The following is a 20,249-nucleotide window of genomic DNA, read 5'->3' as shown; positions in this document are numbered from 1 at the left end:
GCTTACGGCTCGCCGAGGACCGAGCGGAGCTGCGAGGGGAGGTGCTGCTCGCAGGAGTGCTTGGCGCTGTTGGTCAGGGCGTCGTTCACACAGGTGTAGTAGTCGCGGTAGACCAGTTGGGCCGCGAAGGTGGCCGCCACGATGGCCAGTGCGAGCGCCGCGGTGACGAGCCCGCTGACCGCCGCCGTGGTCTGCGGCTTCGCGCCGGAGCCGGGCGCCCCCGGCGGCTGGGCGGCCGGTCCCGGGGCGCCGGGGGCCCGGGCGGCGGGCGTCTGGGCCTGCGCGTCCGCACCGGAGGCGGTGCCGTCGCCCGGCGGGGGCGCGACGCCCGGGCGCGGGTCCTGCTGAGGGGCCGTCGGATCGGGGGTGCGGGGCGCCGCCCGCAGGGAGCTGATGCTCCAGTAGAGCGCGAGCGCGCCGAGCAGCAGCGCCGGATAGCGCCAGCCGAACAGCGCGAAGAAGAACGCCCACATGCCGCCGAGGAGCGCGTAGCGCGCGCGCCGCTGGGCCGGGTCCTTCGGGTCCCAGCGCGGTCCGCCGCGCTGCCCCTGCGGCCCCTCGGGACCGCCCCCGGGACCGCCCTGCGGGCGCCGGCCTGGGCGGTCGCCGAAGCCGCCGCCGGGCGCCCTGCCGGGCTGGTTGTCGCTCCACTGGCTGCCCCAGGGGGAACTGCCCCGTCCCCGCGCGTCCTCCCCGTCGTCTCCCCGGCCCCCCTCGCCGCGGCCTCCGGGAGGGGTACGGGGCTCCCAGGGCCGGTCGGGGGCGCCCTCGGGGGGCGGTGCGAAGGGGTTGTCGTCCTCGGGCGCGGTGCCGTCGGCGCCCGGTGCGGAGTCCCCGCCGTCCCGCCCGCCGCGCGGGGGTGCGGGGCGGCGCTCCCGCGGCAGACTCACGCCGCCGCGTGCGCCGGTGGCCGCCGCGGACGCCACGGGCATGGGGCCGAGCGGAAGCGGGCGGAGGCTTGGGTCGGGCATCTGGTGTGCTTCTTCTCCTCGGTCGCGCCCGCTGCGGGGCTGGGGGTCGGCGGGCGCTGAACCCGCGGGCGCGGGAACCGCACGGCGCGTGCTGGTATGAGGCTCGTCTCTGCCGGGAGAACGACCGGAGATCCCCTGCCGTTCCCACGCGATCCCCGCACGACGCTACCTTCCGGCCACACACCCGTCCCACGGGGGCCGTCAGCCGTGCCGGTATCGTTGCCGACGGTCCACCGCTTCGTAGGGTTCCCCAGATCCGGGAGCGCGAAGCCTTCGTAGGACCGTACAAAAGACGGCGGGCGCCCTCACACGGCCGCCGGTTCAAGACCGCCACCGCCGCCCACGTCCCCGTACCGGAACGGCTCACGCCCCGACGCCACGCCGCGCCCGCGGCAGGGCGGCCGCGGCGCGGGCCGCCGGGCGGGCCCGTCGTGTGCGGCCCCCGTCCGAACCATCCGTGCGGGCGCCAGGACCCGGGCGCTCCTCGCGAGAAAGGGCCCCGCCTGTGGCCGCCAAGCGCCTCGTCGTCCTGGTCTCCGGATCGGGTACGAACCTCCAGGCACTGCTCGACGCCATCGCCGGGCGCGGGGCGGAGGACTACGGCGCGCGCGTCGTCGCCGTCGGCGCCGACCGGGCCTCGGCGGGCGGCCTCGCCCGCGCCCGCGCGGCGGGCCTGCCCACGTTCGTGTGCCGGGTGGGGGACCACCCGAGCCGCGCCGACTGGGACCGCGCGCTGACCGAGGCCGTCGCCGCGCACGGGCCCGACCTCGTGGTGTCCGCCGGGTTCATGAAGATCCTCGGCAAGGAGTTCCTGGCCCGCTTCGGGGGGCGGACCGTCAACACGCACCCCGCGCTGCTGCCCAGCTTCCCCGGGGCGCACGGGGTGCGCGACGCGCTCGCCTACGGCGCCAGGGTCACCGGGTGCACCGTCCACTTCGTCGACGACGGCGTCGACACCGGGCCGATCATCGCCCAGGGCGTGGTCGAGGTGGTGGAGGAGGACACCGAGGAGGGCGAGGCCGCCCTCCACGAGCGCATCAAGGACGTCGAGCGACGGCTGCTCGTCGATGTCGTGGGGCGACTGGCCCGCAACGGCTACCGCATTGAGGGACGAAAGGTAAGAATCCCGTGAACGCCGAAGGCATCCAGCAGGCAGAGGGAACGAGGCGGCCCATCCGCCGCGCCCTCGTCAGCGTCTATGACAAGACCGGTCTTGAGGACCTCGCGCGTGGGCTGCACGAGGCCGGGGTGGAGCTGGTGTCGACCGGGTCCACGGCCGCCAGGATCGCCGCCGCGGGCGTCCCGGTCACCCCGGTCGAGGAGCTGACCGGCTTCCCCGAGTGCCTCGACGGCCGGGTGAAGACGCTGCACCCGCGCGTGCACGCCGGGCTCCTCGCAGACCTGCGCCTCGAAAGCCACCGCAGCCAGCTCGCCGATCTTGACGTCCTCCCCTTCGACCTGCTGGTCTCCAACCTGTACCCGTTCCAGCAGACCGTCGCGTCCGGCGCCACCCCCGACGAGTGCGTCGAGCAGATCGACATCGGCGGCCCCGCCATGGTCCGCTCCGCCGCCAAGAACCACCCCTCCGTCGCCGTCGTCACCAGCCCCGCGCGCTACGGCGACCTGCTCGCGGCGGTCAGGGACGGCGGTTTCGACCTCGCGGTGCGCAGGCGGCTGGCGGCCGAGGCGTTCCAGCACACCGCCGCCTACGACGTGGCCGTCGCCTCCTGGTTCGCCGAGGACTACGCGGCCCTCGACGACAGCGGCCACCCGGACTTCATCGGCGCCACCTACCGGCGCAAGAACGTGCTGCGCTACGGCGAGAACCCGCACCAGGCCGCCGCCCTCTACACCGCGCCCGGCGCCACGTCGGGCGAGACCCTGGCGGACGCCGAGCAGTTGCACGGCAAGGAGATGTCGTACAACAACTACACCGACACGGATGCCGCGCGCCGTGCCGCGTACGACCACGCCGAGCCCTGTGTCGCGATCATCAAGCACGCCAACCCCTGCGGTATCGCCGTCGCCGACGACGTCGCCGAGGCGCACCGCAAGGCGCACGCCTGCGACCCGGTCTCTGCCTACGGCGGCGTCATCGCCGTCAACAGGCCGGTGACCAGGCAGCTCGCGGAGCAGGTCGCGGAGATCTTCACCGAGGTCATCGTGGCCCCCGGCTACGAGGACGGTGCGCTGGAAGTCCTCACCAAGCGCAAGACCCTGCGGGTGCTGCGGGCGGCGAAGGCCCCGGAGAACAGCACCGAGGTGCGCGCCATCGACGGCGGCGCGCTGCTCCAGGTCACCGACAGGCTCCAGGCGGAGGGCGACGACCCGGCGTCGTGGACCCTCGCGAGCGGCGCGGCGCTGCCCGCCGCCGACCTGGCCGCGCTCGCCTTCGCGTGGAAGGCGTGCCGCGCGGTGAAGTCCAACGCGATCCTGCTCGCGAAGGACGGCGCCTCCGTCGGTATCGGCATGGGGCAGGTCAACCGGGTCGACTCGTGCCGGCTCGCCGTGGAGCGCGCGGGGCAGGAGCGCGCCCAGGGCTCGTTCGCGGCGTCCGATGCCTTCTTCCCGTTCCCCGACGGGCCCGAGGTGCTGATCGCCGCCGGGGTCAGGGCGATCGTGCAGCCCGGCGGCTCCATCCGGGACAACCAGGCGGTGGAGGCGGCCGAGAAGGCGGGCGTCACCATGTACTTCACCGGGACACGGCACTTCTACCACTGACACACGGCCGAAGGCCGGTGCGCGCCCGCCGCCCCCGCCCGGGGCGCGGCCGGCGCGCACCGGCCCCGGGACGGCGTCAGTACCGCGGGCGGTTGAACCAGGCGGCGCCCGCGCGTGTGATCATCGCCGCGGCGATGAGGCCGCCGAACGCGATCCACAGTAGGGACCACACCAGCGCCACGGAGGAGCCGGAGTCCGCCGCGCCGACCAGCGCGAGCACGCCGAGCACCGTGCCGAGAATGCCGTACACCAGCGTCGTGATGCGCACGCCCTGCGCGCCCCGGCCGAACTTCGCGCCCAGCGTGATGGAGAGCGCGCAGAACGCCAGGAAGACGAGGCCGATCACGAGGATGATGCCCGCCGACTCGTGGCCGATGTCGGCGAAGTCGTTGCCGAAATCGTTGTCGAAGGTGCTGTCGGCGGCGTTGGAGGCGTCGTTCACGGTGGCGGCCGCGAACACCATGAAGATCCCGGCGATCACCTGCACCGCGGCGATGATGAAGAGCAGCACGCGCGCGGTGGTCACCAGCCCCGGCATCACCGGCTGCATCATGGTGCCGCCCGGGTAGCCGGGGTACATCGGCTGCTGCGGGTAGCCGTAGCCGTAACCCGGCGGGCCCATCGGCTGCTGGTACGGCGGGTGTTGCGGCGGCGGCTGCTGGGGCGGCTGGCCCCAGGGGTTGTTGGGATCGCCGAAGCTCATCGGGTTCCTCCGTCGGGGAATGCGGGGACGGCACGGCACGCACGGAGGGTCTGGAGTTCGACAGCGGCCCGCCCCCCTCGGGCTATGCCCGCGACACCGTATCGTTCATCGTTCTAAAACATGGGTGCATTTGTCCAGTCGCCCTCCGGTCCTTGTCCCATCGCGGTCCTGGCGGGACGCGCGGGGCGCCCGGGGAGCGGAGGCGGGGACTCCATGGACCTTCCCGGGCTCTCATGGGACGTCATGGGACGCCGCGGGACGGTATGGGACGGTATGGGCCACGCGGCGCGGCGCCGGGGGGCGCCGGTAGGGGCCTGGATTGGAACCGGTCGCGGTTCATCCGGGAGTATGGGGGCATGACCGCCCAGATTCTCGATGGCAAGGCCACCGCAGCCGCGATCAAGTCCGATCTGACCGTCCGCGTGGCGGCCCTCAAGGAGAAGGGGACCGTGCCCGGGCTCGGCACGCTCCTCGTCGGCGACGACCCGGGCAGTCAGAAGTACGTCGCGGGCAAGCACCGCGACTGCGCCCAGGTGGGCATCGCCTCCCTCCAGCACGAGCTGCCCGCCTCCGCGAGCCAGGACGACATCGAGGCCGTCGTACGGGAGCTGAATGCCGACCCGGCCTGCACCGGCTATATCGTCCAACTGCCGCTTCCCAAGGGCATCGACGAGAACCGCGTGCTCGAACTCATGGACCCGGACAAGGACGCCGACGGCCTGCACCCCATGAACCTGGGCCGCCTGGTCCTGGGCGAGCCGGGCCCGCTGCCCTGCACGCCCTACGGCATCGTGCGGCTGCTGCGCCGGCACGGCGTCGAGATCGCGGGCGCCGAGGTCGTCGTGGTGGGCCGCGGCGTCACCATCGGCAGGCCCATGCCGCTGCTGCTCACCCGCCGCTCGGAGAACGCGACCGTGACCCAGTGCCACACCGGCACCCGCGACCTGGCCGCGCACCTCTCCCGCGCCGACATCATCGTCGCGGCGGCCGGGGTGCCGCACCTCGTCAAGCCGGAGCACGTCAAGGCGGGCGCCGCGGTGCTCGACGTCGGTGTCTCCCGGGACGAGAACGGCAAGATCGTCGGCGATGTGCACCCGGGCGTCGCCGAGGTGGCGGGCTGGCTCTCTCCGAACCCGGGCGGCGTGGGCCCCATGACCCGCGCCCAACTCCTGGTCAACGTCGTCGAGGCGGCGGAGCGCGGGAGCGGTCATGGCGGCTGAGCCGGACGAACACGCCACGGCGGGCACGGCCGCCAAGCCGCGCGGGCGGCGCTTCCCGCTGTTCACCAGGGACACCGCACGGCCCGAGGGCGGCGGGCGCGCGGCCTCCCCGAACGCCCCCGCCCCCGCCAGGCAGTGGCCGATGCTCACGGTGGTCGCGGGCACCGCCGCAGGGCTGCTGCTGACCGCGCTCGACGCGTTCAGGGTCGGCACGCTGCTCGTCGGCCTCGCGCTGCTCGCCGGGGCGGTGCTGCGCTGGGCGATCCCCTCCGTCGGCATGCTCGCGGTGCGCTCCCGCTTCACCGACATGCTCACGTACGGGGGTCTGGGGCTCGCCATAGCGCTGCTTGCGCTGATGGCCCAGCCGAACCCCTGGCTCGAAATCCCGTTCCTCGACGACACCTTGCACTTCACGATCAGCTAGGCGCTGTCCCACGCCCCTGGTCAGGACAGGCGCCCCCCAGTCGGGCCAGGCCGTGAGGCGTCCCTCCGCCGGTCTCCGCCCCTCCCTGACGCGGCTGCCCGGCGCGGTGCCCCCCGGCAGCTCCGCGGGTGTGTGACGTTTCACCTGAGGGTGTTCCCGGGCGCCGGCGACCGTCCCCATCCCCCGAGGGGGGCGGTCGCCGTTCGCCCGGAGGCCGCCGTTCGGACTCCGCGCCACGGCGTCGAACCAGAGGCCGGAACCGCCACAGAACCGTTCCGGCACTGGCGGGCCGTTCCGGCGACGGCCTGTGCCAACAGATTCGTGGCCATGAGTTTGCGGATCAAGGGGCATGGGACCGCCGTGGCATGGAGGTATCCATTCCGATACCGTGTCCGCGCCTCGCAACGGGGTCGTCGTGATCTTGGTGTCGGGGCGCCGTGGGCGCCGGGCCGCCGCAGACAGGCGAGTCGGCTTCCCGCGGGCGGAATCGCGGGAAGCCTCCCTCTGACGCGGCCCGGACCCGTGCAGGCCCCCGTGCACTGCCTGGGCCCGGTACCGCCGACCGCGATACGTGCCGCGGTCCCTCTTCCCCCGTGGACGGCGCGGAGGCGGCGCGGGGTGGACCGCGCCGCCTTGCTGCACCGCCGTGGTGCACCTAGGACTGTTCCACGTCACCTTCCGCCCGGCCAGATCCGCCGGTTTCGACGGGGCTTTCTGGTACGCGTACGGCTGCGACCTGCTGGGACGTCACAGCCCATGGGACAGCGTGGGACGGTGGGCGGCCCGTGACGGGGGCGCGGGCGCTGACCTGAACTTGACGGGCCTGGTAACCCGTTGGTGTGAAGTCCGGAACTGAGTGCGCACTGTGTGACGTATCACAAGTGTCGGTGTCGACGGCGCACCGGCGGTGAGCACGCATGGGGTGGAACATGCCACGTTGGAAGGAACTGCCATCGGAGCTGGGGGAGCGCGAGCGTCAACTGGTGGTCCAGTTGAGGAGGTTGAAGGACCACAACGGCCTGAGCCTCACCGGCCTCGCCGCCAAGACCGAGTACAGCAGCTCGTCCTGGGAGCGGTATCTCAACGGCAAGCTCCCGGTGCCGCGCGGCGCCGTCGAGCAACTGGCGCGCGCCTGCGCCACGGACCCGACACGCCTGCTGGTCCTGCATGAAGTAGCCGCGCACGAACGGGAGTCCGGCGGCCGGGGCGACGCGGACGCGGCGGCCACCGGCGCGCCCGCCCCGGGCGCGCGTGGCGAGCCCGCGCCCCCGGGCGGCGCCCCCGGCGGCCCCGGCGCCCGAGGGGCCTCGGACGCCGGTACGGAGGACCCCGAGGCACCGGAGGGCCGGGGCGGGGCGCGGGCCTCAGGGGGCGCGGCCGGTGCGGCCGAACCCGGCGGCGGCGAAGGCGGCGCAGCGGGCGAGGACGCGACGGCGGGCGCCCGCGGCGCCCCCGCCCCCGCGCGGTCCCCGGACGGCTCGGCCCCCGCCGCGGACGCCGCGCCCCCCGGTGCCGCCGAGGGCCCGGGACCGTGGCCTGCCGAGGGCGAGGAGGACCCGTACGCCGCTCCCGCGCGGGTGCGCCGTACGGTCCCGCTGTGGGCCGCGCTCACGGGTGTCGTCGCCGCCCTGGCGCTCGCGTTCACCGCGGGCTTCCTGACGGGGGGCGGGACGGACGGCGACAGCGCGGGCTCGAAGCCCCCGACGGCCACGCCCTCAAGCCCCGCGGCGGGCGCGGGAGACCCCGGCTCGCTCTACGGCGGCGGGCACAGCTTCACCTGCAAGAGCGGCACCGAGGGCGGCGTCGCGTACGCGGGCCACTCCACCACCGACGAGGCCATACTCCAGTTGAACAGCTACGGCCAGGACGTCGTGGAGGCCCAGTGCCTGCTCAAGCGGTACGGTTTCGACCCCGGTGTCCCCGACGGCGTCTACGGGCCCGCCACCCGCTCGGCGGCGATGAAGTTCCAGCGGGCGCGCGGGCTCGTGGTGGACGGCCTCGTGGGGCCCGACACCTGGAAGGAGCTGCGGGCAGGTGACCGGTGAAGGGGCCGACGCGGGCGCGGCGCGCCACCCGGAGTGCGAGCGTCTCGCGGCCGAGCTGCGCGCCATGCGGGAGCGCACCGGGCTGAGCCTCGCGGGCCTCGCGGAGCGCACCCCGTACAGCAAGTCGTCCTGGCAGCGCTATCTCGGCGGGCGCGGCGCGATCCCCAGGGACGCGGTGGCGAGCCTGTGTTCGCTCGCGGGGGAGCCGCCGGGGAGGCTGCTTGCGCTGTGGGAGCTGGCCGACGCGGTCTGGAGCGGCCGGGCGCGCGCCGCGGGCGGCCCGGCGCCCCGGCCGCGGCCCCGGGACGCCGCGCCCCCCGCGCCGCCCGTCGCGCCCGCGCGCCCGCGTCGGCGCCGTCCCGCCGTGCTGACGGCCGCGGTGGTGCTGGCGGCGGGTTTGGCGGTGGCGCTGTGGCTCGCGCTGACGCCGGGTTCCGGCGCGGGCGGCGGCGCGGGGACGGCCACGGGGGCGGCGCTGCCCGACACCGACACGATCACCGCGGGCTGTGAGGGCGCCTCGTGCGAGGGGCGCAATCCGATGGTGATGGGCTGCGGCCCGCAGGGCATGATCGAGACGCTCGGCACCTACCACGGTCCCCAGGGCCAGCGCCTCGAAGTGCGCTACGGACGCGCGTGCCACACGGTGTGGATACGCGCGACGGGGCTGCGCCTCGGCGACCGCGTACGGCTCGCGGTGCCCGGGGGCCCCTCGCCCGAGGTGGCGGCGCACACCCGCGCGGACACCGAGAGGTATCTGGCGACGCCCATGTCGGCGGCCGACCCCGACACCACCAGGGCCTGTCTTTACCACCCGGGGGTGAAGAAGCCGACGTGCTGGCACGGTGACAGCACCGAGCGGTGACACCGGCGCCCCCACCCTGGCATATGACTGATGTGGCCGCGTCAAAAAACTTGGGGTGAAGGGGGAATGGGACCGCCGGGTGTGGGAAGGCGAAGGGGTACCCCCACGGGAGTGGTCGCACCCCCAGACGGCGGTCGCTCCTGCCCCTCTCTCCCGAGCAGGAGCGACCGCCGTCCTCTGCGCGGGCGCCGGCCGCCCGGCAACGGCCGCCGGTCCGTGCGCCGTTCGGCCCCGGACCGGCCGCCGCCGTGCCCGCGCCGCCCGCGGCGTGGGCCTTCGTGAGGGCGGGCACGGGGGCTGGCGGCCCCCTGTGGGCCGGGCCACACGGCCCGGCACCCTGTGCCACGGGCGGAGCGCGATAGCCTGACGGCCATGTCTCTTGACGCCGAGAGACCGATCACCGGGGTGCCCGGGACGGTCCTCGCGGCGAGGCCCTGCCCCGCCGGTCGTCGCGGCCCCGCGAAGATCGACAGGACGGGACCTGGGGGGACGGATCTTCCCGCACCAGGGGCAACCGCCCCACCGCCAGCAGTCCTACGGAGAACGCCATGACCCGCACTCCCGTGAACGTCACCGTCACCGGCGCGGCCGGACAGATCGGCTACGCACTGCTCTTCCGCATCGCCTCCGGACAACTGCTCGGCGCGGACGTGCCGGTCAGGCTGCGGCTGCTGGAGATCACCCCGGCGCTGAAGGCGGCCGAGGGCACCGCCATGGAGCTGGACGACTCGGCGTTCCCGCTGCTGCGGGGCATCGACATCACCGACGACCCGAACGTCGCCTTCGACGGCGCCAACGTCGCCCTGCTCGTCGGCGCCCGCCCGCGCACCAAGGGCATGGAGCGCGGCGACCTGCTGGAGGCCAACGGCGGCATCTTCAAGCCGCAGGGCAAGGCGATCAACGACCACGCGGCCGACGACGTCAAGGTCCTGGTGGTCGGCAACCCCGCCAACACCAACGCCCTCATCGCCAAGGCCGCCGCGCCCGACGTACCGGCCGAGCGCTTCACCGCGATGACCCGCCTCGACCACAACCGCGCCCTGACCCAGCTCGCCAAGAAGACCGGCTCCGCGGTCTCCGACATCAGGCGCCTGACGATCTGGGGCAACCACTCCGCCACCCAGTACCCGGACATCTTCCACGCGGAGATCGCGGGCAAGAACGCCGCCGAGGCCGTGAGCGACGAGGCGTGGCTCGCCGATACCTTCATCCCGACCGTCGCCAAGCGCGGCGCCGCCATCATCGAGGCCCGCGGCGCCTCCTCGGCGGCCTCCGCGGCCAACGCCGCCATCGACCACGTGTACACGTGGGTCAACGGCACCGCCGAGGGCGACTGGACCTCCATGGGCGTACCGTCCGACGGCTCCTACGGCGTCCCGGAGGGCCTGATCTCCTCGTTCCCCGTCACCACCGCGAACGGCGCGTACGAGATCGTCAAGGGCCTCGACATCAACGAGTTCTCCAGGCCCCGTATCGACGCCTCGGTGCGGGAGCTGTCGGAGGAGCGTGACGCGGTGAGCGGCCTCGGCCTGATCTGACCCCCGGGACCGCGCGGTCCCCGGCCGCCGACCCCACCCTGAAGCCCCCGGCACGCGACGCGTCCGGGGGCTTCCGCGCCCCTGCGCCCGGCGGCGCCCCGGTGAGTGCTACGCGTGCTCGCCCGGCTGGTAGTGGCCCGGGACGAGGCGGGTGCTCACGCCGAACCTGTTCCAGGCGTTGATCACCGTGATCAGCGCGATGAGCTGGGCGAGTTCGGACTCGTCGAACTCCTTGGCGGCGCGGTCGAAGACCTCGTCGGGCACGAAGCCGTCGGTCAGGACCGTGATCGCCTCGGTGAGTTCGAGCGCGGCGGCCTCCTTGGCGGTGTAGAAGTGCTTGGACTCCTCCCAGGCCGCGAGCTGGATGATCCGCTCCACCGACTCCCCGGCCGCGAGGGCGTCCTTGGAGTGCATGTCGAGGCAGTAGGCGCAGTGGTTGATCTGGGAGGCGCGGATCTTGACCAGCTCGGCGAGCCTGGGGTCGAGGCCCTGCCGCGCCGCGGTGTCGAGCCGCAGCATCGCCTTCATGACGTCCGGCGCGAGACCGCGCATATTGAGTCGGGGGGTGTGCTCGGGGAGGTACTGCTCGGCCGAGGGGCTTGTGGCGCTGGTGTCGTTCGCAGTCATGCCTCGACCCTAGGACGGCCAAGACCCGCCCGAGCGGACCACTTGGCCGACGAATTCCTGGGGCAATACACTCCCGCGCGCGCGTGCAGCTCGACCGGTGGCCGCCCGGGCGGCAGCCGCCCGACACCGAAGAGGACCAGTTCGCGTGCGTCGGCGTGGGGCGTCCGCGCCATCTTCCGTACCTCCTCGTCCTCCGAGTCCGCTCCCGTCCCGCAACCGGGCGCGGGACGGGGCGGGCGCGGGGGTCAGCCAGCGAGAACGTCCCGTAGCTGCCCGAGGCCCCAGTCCAGGTCCTCCTTGCCGATCACCAGCGGCGGCGCGATCCGGATCGTCGAGCCGTGCGTGTCCTTCACGAGCACACCCCGCGCCATCAGCCGCTCCGAGATCTCCCGGCCGGTGCCGCGCGCGGGATCGACGTCGACCCCGGCCCACAGGCCGCGCCCGCGCACCGCGCGCACGCCCGAGCCCGGGGCCTGCGCCAACAGCGCCAGTTCCCGGTGGAGATGGTCGCCAAGCTCCGCGGCACGCTGCTGGTACTCGCCCCCGCGCAGCATCTCGATGACCTCAAGGCCCACCGCGCACGCCAGCGGATTGCCGCCGAACGTGGAGCCGTGCTCGCCCGGCGCGAACACCCCGAGCACCGCCCGCGACGACACCACGGCCGACACCGGCACCACCCCGCCGCCCAGCGCCTTGCCGAGGACGTACACGTCCGGCACCACACCCTCGTGCTCACACGCGAAGGTGCGCCCGGTGCGGCCGAGCCCCGACTGGATCTCGTCCGCGACGAACAGCACGTCGCGCTCCCGGGTCAGCTCCCGCACCCCCGCGAGATAGCCGGGCGGCGGCACCAGCACGCCCGCCTCGCCCTGGATCGGTTCGAGCAGCACCGCCACTGTGTCCTCGGCGTTCTCGTCGAGCGCCGCCGACATCGCGTCCAGGTCGCCGTACGGGACGACGGTGAACCCGGGCGTGTACGGGCCGAAGTCCGCGCGGGCCTCCGGGTCCGTGGAGAAGCTGATGACCGTGGTCGTACGGCCGTGGAAGTTGTCGCCCGCGACGATGATCCTGGCGCGCCCCTCCGGCACCCCCTTGACCCGGTAGCCCCACGCGCGTGCCGTCTTCACCGCGGTCTCCACCGCCTCCGCGCCCGTGTTCATCGGCAGCACCATCTCCATGCCGCACAGCTCGGCGAGGCGGGCGCAGAAGTCCGCGAACCGGTCGTGGTGGAACGCCCTGGACGTCAGCGTCACCCGGCCGAGCTGGGCCCGCGCGGCGTCCAGCAGCCGCGGGTTGCCGTGGCCGAAGTTCAGCGCCGAGTACCCGGCGAGCATGTCGAGGTAGCGGTTGCCCTCGACGTCCGTCATCCAGGCGCCCTCGGCCGTGGCCACCACGACCGGCAGCGGGTGGTAGTTGTGCGCGCTGTGCTCCTCGGCCGACGCGATGAGCGCTTCCGTAGCGGTCACGGGATCTCCGTTTCTTCGGCGGCGGATGGCCATACGGCTCAATTCCTATCGTCGCTCGCCCAGCAGGAAAAGAAACAGCGTCCGAGGGGTGGATCGGCGAAGGGATTTCCGGTTCGCCACCCGTGAGCCGGCGCCCGCGGCCGCGCCCCGGGGGGCCTGGCGGGCCCCGGCCGCCCGCGAGCCCTGCCCAAGGCTCCGGAGAGCCCGAAGAACACCCAGGTCAGAAGGGCGGGCAGGGAGTTGTCCACAGGTATCGACATGGACTGCCGCGCGGCCCGTGACACCTGAGAGAATGAGCGGCATGGCAACCGATCACCCACAGTCGGCTCCGGGCACCGCCGCCGCGGCGGCCCCGGGCCGCGCGCACGGCACCCGCCCCCGGGTCCTCTCCGGCATCCAGCCCACCGCGGGCTCGTTCCACCTGGGCAACTACCTCGGTGCCGTTCGCCAGTGGGTGGCGCTCCAGGAGTCGCACGACGCGTTCTACATGGTCGTCGACCTGCACGCGATCACCGTCCCGCAGGACCCGGCCGAGCTGCGCGCCAACACCAGGCTCGCCGCCTCGCAGCTCCTCGCCGCCGGGCTCGACCCCGACCGCTGCACCCTGTTCGTGCAGAGCCATGTGCCCGAGCACGCCCAGCTCGCCTGGGTGATGAACTGCCTCACCGGCTTCGGCGAGGCGAGCCGCATGACGCAGTTCAAGGACAAGTCGGCCAAGCAGGGCGCCGACCGCACCAGCGTCGGCCTGTTCACGTACCCGATCCTCCAGGTCGCCGACATCCTGCTGTACCAGGCCGACCAGGTCCCGGTCGGCGAGGACCAGCGCCAGCACGTCGAGCTGACCCGCGACCTGGCCGAGCGGTTCAACGGCCGCTTCGGCCGCACCTTCACCCTCCCCGCGGCGTACATCGTCCGCGAGACGGCGAAGATCTACGACCTCCAGGACCCGGCCGCCAAGATGAGCAAGTCCGCGGCCACGCCCAAGGGCGTGATCAGCCTCCTTGACGACCCCCGGGCCACCGCGAAGAAGATCCGCGGCGCGGTCACCGACACGGACACGGTGATCCGCTTCGACCGCGAGACCAAGCCGGGCGTCAGCAATCTCCTCACGATCTACTCGACCCTCACCAAGGAGCCCGTCGCCGACATCGAGCGGAAGTACGAGGGCAAGGGGTACGGCGCGCTGAAGACGGACCTCAGCGAGATCGTCGTCGACTTCGTCACACCCTTCAGGGAGCGCACCCAGGAGTATCTGGACGACCCGGAGACTTTGGACGGCATCCTCGCCAAGGGCGCGGAGAAGGCGCGCGCGATCGCGGCGGAGACCCTGGAGCGCACCTACGAGCGCGTCGGATTCCTGACCGCCAAGCACTGACGGCGGGCGCCGTACAGTCATAGAGGCGGTACGGGCGGCCCGCACCGCGCCGGAAGACCGCCAAGGACACGAGAAGACCACCCCTGACACGACGGGAGTACGACGTGGGGACCGTAACGATCGGTGTCTCGATCGCGGTCCCGGAGCCCCACGGCAGCCTGCTTCAGCAGCGGCGCGCGGGCTTCGGTGACCGCGCGGCCCACGGCATCCCCACCCATGTCACCCTGCTGCCGCCCACCGAGGTGGACCGCGCCCTGCTGCCCGGCACCGAGGCCCACCTCGGGGCGGTCGCCGACGCGGCCCGCCCGTTCCCGATGCGCCTGTGCGGCACGGGCACGTTCCGCCCGCTCTCGCCCGTCGTGTACGTCCGCGTGGTCGAGGGCGACCAGGACTGCGCCCGGTTGCAGAAGGCGGTCCGTGACGCCTCGGGGCCGCTTGAGCGTGCCCTCCAGTTCCCGTATCACCCGCATGTGACGGTGGCGCACGGGATCGACGAGGCGGCGATGGACCGCGCCTTCGAGGAACTCGCCGGTTACGAGGCCGAGTGGTCCTGCACCGGCTTCGCGCTCTACGAGCAGGGGTCGGACGGCGTCTGGCGCAAGCTGCGCTCCTTCGTCTTCGGCGGCCCGACCGTCCCCCCGCAGTCCCGGGTCGCGGCCGAGGAGCAGTACCGCTAGGGAGTGTCGTCCGGATCAGGTCGGTTCGCGGGGGTCACACCGGCAGCCGGCGGAAGACCGTGCGCGGCAGATGCCGCAGCGCCGACATCACCACCCGCAGCGACCCCGGCACCCACACCGTCGCCGCGCCCCTGCGCAGCCCCGCCTCGATCGCCGTGGCCACTGCCTCCGGGGTCGTGGCCAGCGGCTCCTCGCGGCGCTCCGCGGTCGCCGCGGTCCGCACGAAACCGGGGCGTACGACCATCACCCGGGCGCCCGTGCCGTGGAGCGCGTCCCCGAGCCCCTGGGCGAACGCGTCGAGGCCCGCCTTGCTCGACCCGTAGATGAAGTCCGACCGCCTGGCGCGCTCGCCCGCCACCGAGGAGAGGATCACCAGCGAGCCGTGCCGCTGCTCCTGGAGCGCGCTCGCGCACAGCAGGCCCGCGGAGACCGCGCCCGTGTAGTTGGTCTGCGCGATCCGCACCGCCGCCGCGGGGTCGCTCTCGTCCCTGGCCTGGTCGCCGAGGACGCCGAAGGCGAGCAGCACCATGTCGACGGGGCCTTCGCCTTCGGCGAACACCTCCCCGAGCACCGCGCGGTGCGAGGCGCAGTTCAGCGCGTCGAAGCCGACCGTGCCCACCTGGGCGCCGAGCCCGCGCAGCTCGTCGGCGGCCGCGTCGAGCGCGGCGGAGGGGCGCCCGGCCAGCCACACCCTGCGGGTGCGGCGGGCGATGAGCCGTCGCGCGGTGGCCAGGGCGATCTCGGAGGTGCCCCCGAGGATGAGCAGGGAGCGCGGCGGTGCGGTGCCGGGACCGGCGTCGAGGAGCATGCTTGCGACCGTATCGCCCCGGAATGCGGTGACCGGAAACGCGTGTCGGCGGCTTCACCGAAACGGCGGGATCAACCGACTTCCGTCCCGTCGGACGGTCTGATCATCGACGGGGGGTGTACGGGGACCGAGGCGGGGCACGGTCGGGCATACGACCACGGTACGGGCGCGGACCGGGGCACATGGCGCGGCGGAAGCAGGGAAGGAACGGAAGGAATAAGTTTCATATAACGTGCACATCCCAGCGAAAGGTGCGGGGGAGCGGACCGTATGGACTGGCTGAAAAGAATCCCTGGCATCGGGCCCTGGGTGGAGCGTCTGATGGCCACCCACCTCTGGCGGGCCTACGAGCGCATGGACCGGGCCAAGTGGTCGCGGCTCGCCGCGGCTATGACGTTCATCAGCTTCCTCGCGCTCTTCCCGCTGATCACGGTGGCCGCCGCGATCGCCGCCGCCACGCTCGACGAGAAGGGCCAGCACAAGCTGGAGAAGACCCTCAGCGACCAGGTGCCCGGCATCTCCGACCAGTTGGACATCGGCGGGCTGGTGCAGAACGCGGGCACCGTCGGGCTCATCGCGGGCGCGGCGCTGCTGTTCACCGGCATCGGCTGGGTCGGCTCGATAAGGGAGTGCCTGCGGGACGTGTGGGAGCTGCCCGACAGCGAGGAGAACTTCGCGCTGAGCAAGGCCAAGGACGCGGTCATCCTCGCCGGGCTCGGCGGCGCGGGGCTGCTCTCCCTCGCCGCCTCCGGGTTCGCCTCCACCGCCGTCGACAGGACCGCGCGGCTGCTGGGCATCGAGCAGGGCGGCTGGGGCAGCGTGCTGTTGCAGATCCTGGCGTTCGCGGTCGCGGTGCTCGCGGACTTCCTGCTGCTGCTCTACGTGCTGACGCTGCTGCCCGGTGTGCAGCCGCCCAGGCGCGCGCTGCTGACCGCCGCGCTGATCGGCGCCGTGGGCTTCGAGCTGCTGAAGCTGCTGCTCGGCGGCTATATGCGCGGCGTGGCGTCGAAGAACATGTACGGGGCCTTCGGGGTGCCGGTGGCGCTGCTGCTGTGGATCAACTTCACGGCCAAGCTGCTGATCTTCTGCGCGGCCTGGACGGCCACCGCGCCCCAGGACGACGGCTCCGCCCCCAAGCGGGCGGCCCCGGCGCTCTGACCTGGGCCCCGCCACCGGCTCCGTAGCGCCGCCGCCTACTCCTTGGCGCCACCCTCTTTGCCGCCTCCGGCGGCCCCGGGCTTCGGGTCGGCTTCGCTCTTCGGGTCGGCCTCGGGCTTCGGCTCGGCTTCGGGCTTCGGGTCGGCCTCGGGCTCCGGCTTGGCCTCCGGGGTGGCTTCAGACTCTGCGGGGGCCTCGGTTTCCGAGTCGGCCTCGGGCTCCGGCCTGCTCTTGGGGTCGGCCTCGGGCTTCGGACCGGCCGCGCCTTCCGTACCCGCCTCGGCGGTCTTCGTCGCGGCCTCGCTCCCGGGACCGGCCTCGCCCCCCGGGCCGCCCCCGCCCGCCAGGGCTGTCGCTGGGCGGCGCAGGGGCCAGCGGCGGTTGATCAGGAAGACGGCCGCGGCCAGGACGACCACGGCGCCGCCCGCGATGCCCAGCGCGGTGCCGACGCCGCTCGACCCGCCGGTGCTCTCCGACGCGCTGCCCCGCGCCCCGCCGTCCGCGCCCTTGCCGGGCGCGCCCGCCTTGCCGTCGCCGCCGCCCGCCTCGGAGCCGCCGGTGCTCGCGCTGCGCGGCGGGACCAGCGTGCCCACCGGGGAAACCTTGCCCGCGGCCGAGAAGCCCCAGTCGAGCAGCCGCGCCGACTCCTTGTAGACGGCCTGGCTCTCGGTGGAGTCCGGGTTCATCACGGTCACGAGCAGCACCCTGCCGTCCCGCTCCGCGACCCCGGTGAAGGTGGCGCCCGCGTTGGTGGTGTTGCCGTTCTTCACCCCGGCCATGCCCTGGTAGGGGGTGACCCCGTCGGCGCCGGTGAGCAGCCGGTTGGTGTTCTGTATCTGGAAGGACTCCCGCTTGGTGCCCTTCTTGGTCTTCTTCGTCTCGCCGGGGAACTCGGCCGACACCGTGGAGCAGTAGTCCCTGAAGTCCTTGTTCTGGAGCCCGGCGCGGGCGAACAGCGTCAGGTCGTACGCGGAGGAGAGCTGGTGCGGCTCGTCGTAGCCGTCGGGGCTGACCACCGTGGTGTCGCCGGCCTGGAGGTCGTCGGCCTTCGCCTGCATGTCCTTCACGGTCGCCGACACACCGCCGTTCATGGCGGACAGCACGTGCACCGCGTCGTTGCCCGAGCGCAGGAAGACCCCGAGCCACAGGTCGTGGACGGTGTACGTCTCCTTCTCCTTGATGCCGACCAGGCTCGACCCCTCGCCCATCCCCGCCAGGTCGGAGGGCGCGACCTTGTGCTTCCGGGTCTTCGGGAACTCGGGCAGCAGCGTGTCCGCGAGCAGCATCTTCAGGGTGCTGGCAGGGGGCAGCCGCCAGTGCGCGTTGTGCGCGGCCAGCACATCGCCGGACTCGGCGTCGGCGACGATCCAGGAGCGGCCCGAGAGGTCCTTCGGCAGCACGGGGGCGCCGCCCTCAAGACCCACCTGGGTGCCCGGCCGCCCCAGCTTCGCGCCGCCCGTCGTCGACATGTCGGCCGGGGGCTTCGGCCCGTCGGGCTTGTCCGCCGCGGCGGCGGGCGCGCTGAGCGGGAGCGAGACGAGAGCGGCGGAGACGGCCAGGAGGCTGGTCTTCTTCAAGGCATGCACGGTCGAGAACGTACAGGGTGCGCGGCGGCGCGTCGCCAGGAGGTGACCCTTTAACGCCCTGCCTCGACGCCCCGCCTCAATCCCCCGCCGCCGCACGGTCCCGCGCCGGGCCCGCCGCCTCAGGCGCCTCAGGAGTGGCCGAGGACGCGGTGCGGCCGGTACGGCGCCTCAAGGGCCGCGCACTGCGCGGCGTCGAGCGTGACGTCGAGCGCGGCCACCGCGTCGTCGACGTGGTGCGGCTTCGTCGCGCCGACGACGGGGGCGGTCACCCCCGGCCTGGAGAGCAGCCAGGCCAGGGCGGTCTGCGCGGGCGGCCCGCCCAGCTCGGCCGCCACCGCGCGGACCGCGTCCACCACGTCGAAGTCGCCCTCCCCGTACATCTCGTCCGCCAGTGGGTCGCCGCCCGCGCGCGCACTGCCCGCGCCGCCCGCGCCCCCGGCGCGCGCCCTGCCGCCCGCGAGCAGCCCGCGGGCCAGCGGGCTGTACGGCAGGACGCCCACGCCCTGGTCCGCGCAGAGCGGCAGCATCTCCCGCTCCTCCTCCCGGTAGACCAGGTTGTAGTGGTTCTGCATGCTGACGAAGCGGGTCAGGCCCGCGGCCCGCGCGACGTGCTGCGCCTTGGCGAACTGCCACGCGTACATGCTGGACGCGCCGATGTAGCGGGCCTTGCCCGAGCGCACCACGTCGTCGAGCGCCCGCATGGTCTCCTCCACCGGGGTCTCGTCGTCCCAGCGGTGCACCTGGTAGAGGTCCACGTGGTCGGTGCCGAGCCGGGTCAGGGACGCGTCGATCGCGGCGAGGACGTGACGGCGCGACAGACCGCGGTCGCCGGGCCCGGGGCCGGTCGGGAAGTACACCTTCGTGGCCAGGACGTAGTCCTCGCGGCGCGGGAAGAGCCGGGCGAGCAGGGCGCCCGTGACGCGCTCGCACGCCCCCTGGGAGTAGGAGTCGGCCGTGTCGAAGAACGTCACCCCCGCCTCGACCGCCCGCCGCACGATCGCCTCCGCGGCCTCCCCCTCCAGATGCCAGCCGCGCCAGGAGGGGTGCCCGGGCGCGGGGTTGCCGTAGCTCATCATGCCGAGGGCGATCCTGGAGACCTTCATGCCGCTGTCGCCGAGCCGTGCGTAGCGCACTCAACCGCTCCGTTCCTTGTGCAGGGCGACGCCCGCGATCACCAGGGCGACGCCGAGGGCTTCCAGGGGCCCGGGCACCTGGCCTAGCACGACGACGCCCACCACGAGCGCCGTCGCCGGGAGCAGCGCGAGCATCAGCGCGAAGCCCGACCTGGCGACCCTGGCCATGGCCAACTGGTCGCAGACATAGGGGATGACCGAGGAGCAGACGCCGACTCCGACGGCGGCCGCGAGCAGGACGGGATCGGTGAAGGCGACGGTCGCGTCGCCGAACCCGACCGGGGCCACCACGGCCATCGCGATCAGCATCGAAGCACCGAGCCTGTCGATGCCGGACGCGCCCCCGTCCTGCGCGAGACGGTGCCCGAGGACGACGTAGAGGACGAACAGCGCGCAGTTGGCGAAGGCGAGGGCGAAGCCGAGCGGCTGCCTCGCGAGGTGCACGTCGGCCAGCAGCCCGACCCCGGACACGGCGAGCGCGAAGGCACCGAGGTTGCGCCGCGACCTGATGCCGACGGCCGCGAGCACCACCGGCCCGAGGAACTCGACGGCGCCCACGGTGCCGAGCGGCAGCCGGTCGAGGGCCAGGTAGAAGACGCTGTTCATCGCCCCGAGGACGGCGCCGAGGCCGAGCAGCGCCCATCTGCGGCCCCGGTCGGCGTCGCGCCACACCCGCCAGGGGCGGCGCCAGAGGCAGAACACGACGGCGGCGGAGGCGATCCGCAGCCACGCCACGCCCAGCACGTCGACACGGGCGAAGAGCAGGACGGCGAAGGCGGGGCCGAGATAGTGGAAGACGGCGCTGACGACGAGGAACGACGACGGCGGCAGGCGCTCCGCCGCCCGCCGCGGCCAGGGCGGCGGACGGCGCGCGGCGGGCGTGCCATCGGGTGGCGCCGGGCGGGTGTCCATGGGGCGATTCACCATGCGACGTA

General features: G+C 73.6%; 18 protein-coding genes. 10 read left to right on the top strand and 8 right to left on the bottom strand.

All coding sequences use genetic code 11. The annotated features are described in order from the left end of the window. Positions 1–2: 2 nt before the first annotated feature. On the bottom strand, positions 3–971 hold the full coding sequence (locus ACIBIW_RS03175) for a hypothetical protein (RefSeq protein ID WP_399331304.1): 969 nt from the start codon (positions 969–971) through the stop codon (positions 3–5). Positions 972–1,428: 457 nt separating this feature from the next. On the opposite strand from ACIBIW_RS03175, the gene purN reads away from it, so the two are divergent. Both purN and purH read left to right on the top strand, forming a co-directional pair. Then, positions 1,429–2,103, top strand: a complete 675-nt coding sequence (purN, locus tag ACIBIW_RS03170) for a phosphoribosylglycinamide formyltransferase (RefSeq protein ID WP_399331302.1) — start codon at positions 1,429–1,431, stop codon at positions 2,101–2,103. Between the two features lie 11 nt (positions 2,104–2,114). Then, the gene (purH, locus tag ACIBIW_RS03165) at positions 2,115–3,692 is read left to right on the top strand and encodes a bifunctional phosphoribosylaminoimidazolecarboxamide formyltransferase/IMP cyclohydrolase (protein WP_399331907.1); all 1,578 of its coding nucleotides are present in this window, start codon (positions 2,115–2,117) and stop codon (positions 3,690–3,692) included. Positions 3,693–3,768: 76 nt separating this feature from the next. Here purH and ACIBIW_RS03160 read toward each other — a convergent pair whose 3' ends face one another. Continuing rightward, positions 3,769–4,395 (bottom strand): hypothetical protein, encoded by a 627-nt coding sequence (locus ACIBIW_RS03160; protein WP_399331300.1) that lies wholly within the window; start codon positions 4,393–4,395, stop codon positions 3,769–3,771. A 356-nt stretch (positions 4,396–4,751) separates the two neighbouring features. Here ACIBIW_RS03160 and ACIBIW_RS03155 point away from each other — a divergent pair, with 356 nt between their 5' ends. The 5 genes from ACIBIW_RS03155 (at position 4,752) to ACIBIW_RS03135 (ending at position 10,484) form a co-directional block, all read left to right on the top strand. After that, a complete protein-coding gene (locus tag ACIBIW_RS03155; RefSeq protein ID WP_399331298.1) occupies positions 4,752–5,615 on the top strand; it encodes a bifunctional methylenetetrahydrofolate dehydrogenase/methenyltetrahydrofolate cyclohydrolase in 864 nt (287 codons plus the stop codon). Further along, positions 5,605–6,039 carry a DUF3017 domain-containing protein gene (locus tag ACIBIW_RS03150; protein WP_399331296.1) on the top strand — a complete coding sequence of 145 codons (435 nt, stop codon included), beginning with the start codon at positions 5,605–5,607 and terminating at the stop codon, positions 6,037–6,039. The genes ACIBIW_RS03155 and ACIBIW_RS03150 overlap by 11 nt, the downstream gene beginning before the upstream one ends. A 929-nt stretch (positions 6,040–6,968) precedes the next feature. After that, the gene (locus tag ACIBIW_RS03145; protein WP_399331294.1) at positions 6,969–8,084 is read left to right on the top strand and encodes a peptidoglycan-binding protein; all 1,116 of its coding nucleotides are present in this window, start codon (positions 6,969–6,971) and stop codon (positions 8,082–8,084) included. After that, complete coding sequence (locus tag ACIBIW_RS03140; protein WP_399331292.1) at positions 8,074–8,946, top strand: helix-turn-helix domain-containing protein; 873 nt, start codon at positions 8,074–8,076, stop codon at positions 8,944–8,946. Before ACIBIW_RS03145 ends, ACIBIW_RS03140 begins: the two co-directional genes overlap by 11 nt. A gap of 548 nt (positions 8,947–9,494) precedes the next feature. Beyond that, on the top strand, positions 9,495–10,484 hold the full coding sequence (locus ACIBIW_RS03135) for a malate dehydrogenase (protein WP_399331290.1): 990 nt from the start codon (positions 9,495–9,497) through the stop codon (positions 10,482–10,484). 108 nt (positions 10,485–10,592) lie between these two features. On the opposite strand, the gene ACIBIW_RS03130 is transcribed toward ACIBIW_RS03135, so the two are convergent. Together ACIBIW_RS03130 and rocD are read right to left on the bottom strand one after the other, a co-directional pair. Then, positions 10,593–11,111, bottom strand: a complete 519-nt coding sequence (locus ACIBIW_RS03130) for a carboxymuconolactone decarboxylase family protein (protein WP_399331288.1) — start codon at positions 11,109–11,111, stop codon at positions 10,593–10,595. A 245-nt stretch (positions 11,112–11,356) separates the two neighbouring features. Then, positions 11,357–12,610 carry an ornithine--oxo-acid transaminase gene (gene rocD, locus ACIBIW_RS03125; protein ID WP_399331286.1) on the bottom strand — a complete coding sequence of 418 codons (1,254 nt, stop codon included), beginning with the start codon at positions 12,608–12,610 and terminating at the stop codon, positions 11,357–11,359. A 268-nt stretch (positions 12,611–12,878) separates the two neighbouring features. Between rocD and trpS the strand changes: the two genes are divergently transcribed. After that, entirely contained in the window at positions 12,879–13,952 is a 1,074-nt protein-coding gene (gene trpS / locus ACIBIW_RS03120) for a tryptophan--tRNA ligase (protein WP_399331284.1), read from the top strand. Between the two features lie 104 nt (positions 13,953–14,056). Next, on the top strand, positions 14,057–14,629 hold the full coding sequence (locus ACIBIW_RS03115) for a 2'-5' RNA ligase family protein (protein ID WP_399331282.1): 573 nt from the start codon (positions 14,057–14,059) through the stop codon (positions 14,627–14,629). 34 nt (positions 14,630–14,663) lie between these two features. On the opposite strand, the gene ACIBIW_RS03110 is transcribed toward ACIBIW_RS03115, so the two are convergent. Next, complete coding sequence (locus ACIBIW_RS03110; RefSeq protein ID WP_399331280.1) at positions 14,664–15,437, bottom strand: decaprenylphospho-beta-D-erythro-pentofuranosid-2-ulose 2-reductase; 774 nt, start codon at positions 15,435–15,437, stop codon at positions 14,664–14,666. A gap of 270 nt (positions 15,438–15,707) precedes the next feature. On the opposite strand from ACIBIW_RS03110, the gene ACIBIW_RS03105 reads away from it, so the two are divergent. Further along, positions 15,708–16,595 carry a YihY/virulence factor BrkB family protein gene (locus ACIBIW_RS03105; RefSeq protein ID WP_399331278.1) on the top strand — a complete coding sequence of 296 codons (888 nt, stop codon included), beginning with the start codon at positions 15,708–15,710 and terminating at the stop codon, positions 16,593–16,595. A 35-nt stretch (positions 16,596–16,630) separates the two neighbouring features. Here the strand turns inward: ACIBIW_RS03105 and ACIBIW_RS03100 are convergent, their stop codons facing one another. From ACIBIW_RS03100 to ACIBIW_RS03090, 3 genes are all read right to left on the bottom strand, one after another. Further along, on the bottom strand, positions 16,631–18,181 hold the full coding sequence (locus ACIBIW_RS03100; protein WP_399331276.1) for a D-alanyl-D-alanine carboxypeptidase: 1,551 nt from the start codon (positions 18,179–18,181) through the stop codon (positions 16,631–16,633). Between the two features lie 128 nt (positions 18,182–18,309). Beyond that, positions 18,310–19,314, bottom strand: coding sequence for an aldo/keto reductase (locus tag ACIBIW_RS03095; RefSeq protein WP_399331274.1), 1,005 nt, complete (start codon positions 19,312–19,314; stop codon positions 18,310–18,312). Continuing rightward, on the bottom strand, positions 19,315–20,241 hold the full coding sequence (locus tag ACIBIW_RS03090; protein WP_399331272.1) for an EamA family transporter: 927 nt from the start codon (positions 20,239–20,241) through the stop codon (positions 19,315–19,317). Positions 20,242–20,249 lie beyond the last annotated feature (8 nt).

It is taken from the genome of Streptomyces sp. NPDC050560, from assembly GCF_044457285.1.
Lineage (GTDB): Bacteria > Actinomycetota > Actinomycetes > Streptomycetales > Streptomycetaceae > Streptomyces.
The sequence above is the reverse complement of the archived record's forward strand: the minus strand, read 5'-3'. Positions and strand labels throughout refer to the sequence as shown.

Bases quoted from the DNA above. Each gene is read 5' to 3' on its own strand.
- ACIBIW_RS03175 (WP_399331304.1), bottom strand. From the start codon at position 971: ATGCCCGACCCAAGCCTCCGCCCGCTTCCGCTCGGCCCCATGCCCGTG.
- ACIBIW_RS03160 (WP_399331300.1), bottom strand. From the start codon at position 4,395: ATGAGCTTCGGCGATCCCAACAACCCCTGGGGCCAGCCGCCCCAGCAG.
- ACIBIW_RS03155 (WP_399331298.1), top strand. From the start codon at position 4,752: ATGACCGCCCAGATTCTCGATGGCAAGGCCACCGCAGCCGCGATCAAG.
- ACIBIW_RS03150 (WP_399331296.1), top strand. From the start codon at position 5,605: ATGGCGGCTGAGCCGGACGAACACGCCACGGCGGGCACGGCCGCCAAG.
- ACIBIW_RS03145 (WP_399331294.1), top strand. From the start codon at position 6,969: ATGCCACGTTGGAAGGAACTGCCATCGGAGCTGGGGGAGCGCGAGCGT.
- ACIBIW_RS03135 (WP_399331290.1), top strand. From the start codon at position 9,495: ATGACCCGCACTCCCGTGAACGTCACCGTCACCGGCGCGGCCGGACAG.
- ACIBIW_RS03130 (WP_399331288.1), bottom strand. From the start codon at position 11,111: ATGACTGCGAACGACACCAGCGCCACAAGCCCCTCGGCCGAGCAGTAC.
- rocD (WP_399331286.1), bottom strand. From the start codon at position 12,610: ATGGCCATCCGCCGCCGAAGAAACGGAGATCCCGTGACCGCTACGGAA.
- trpS (WP_399331284.1), top strand. From the start codon at position 12,879: ATGGCAACCGATCACCCACAGTCGGCTCCGGGCACCGCCGCCGCGGCG.
- ACIBIW_RS03110 (WP_399331280.1), bottom strand. From the start codon at position 15,437: ATGCTCCTCGACGCCGGTCCCGGCACCGCACCGCCGCGCTCCCTGCTC.
- ACIBIW_RS03105 (WP_399331278.1), top strand. From the start codon at position 15,708: ATGGACTGGCTGAAAAGAATCCCTGGCATCGGGCCCTGGGTGGAGCGT.
- ACIBIW_RS03090 (WP_399331272.1), bottom strand. From the start codon at position 20,241: ATGGTGAATCGCCCCATGGACACCCGCCCGGCGCCACCCGATGGCACG.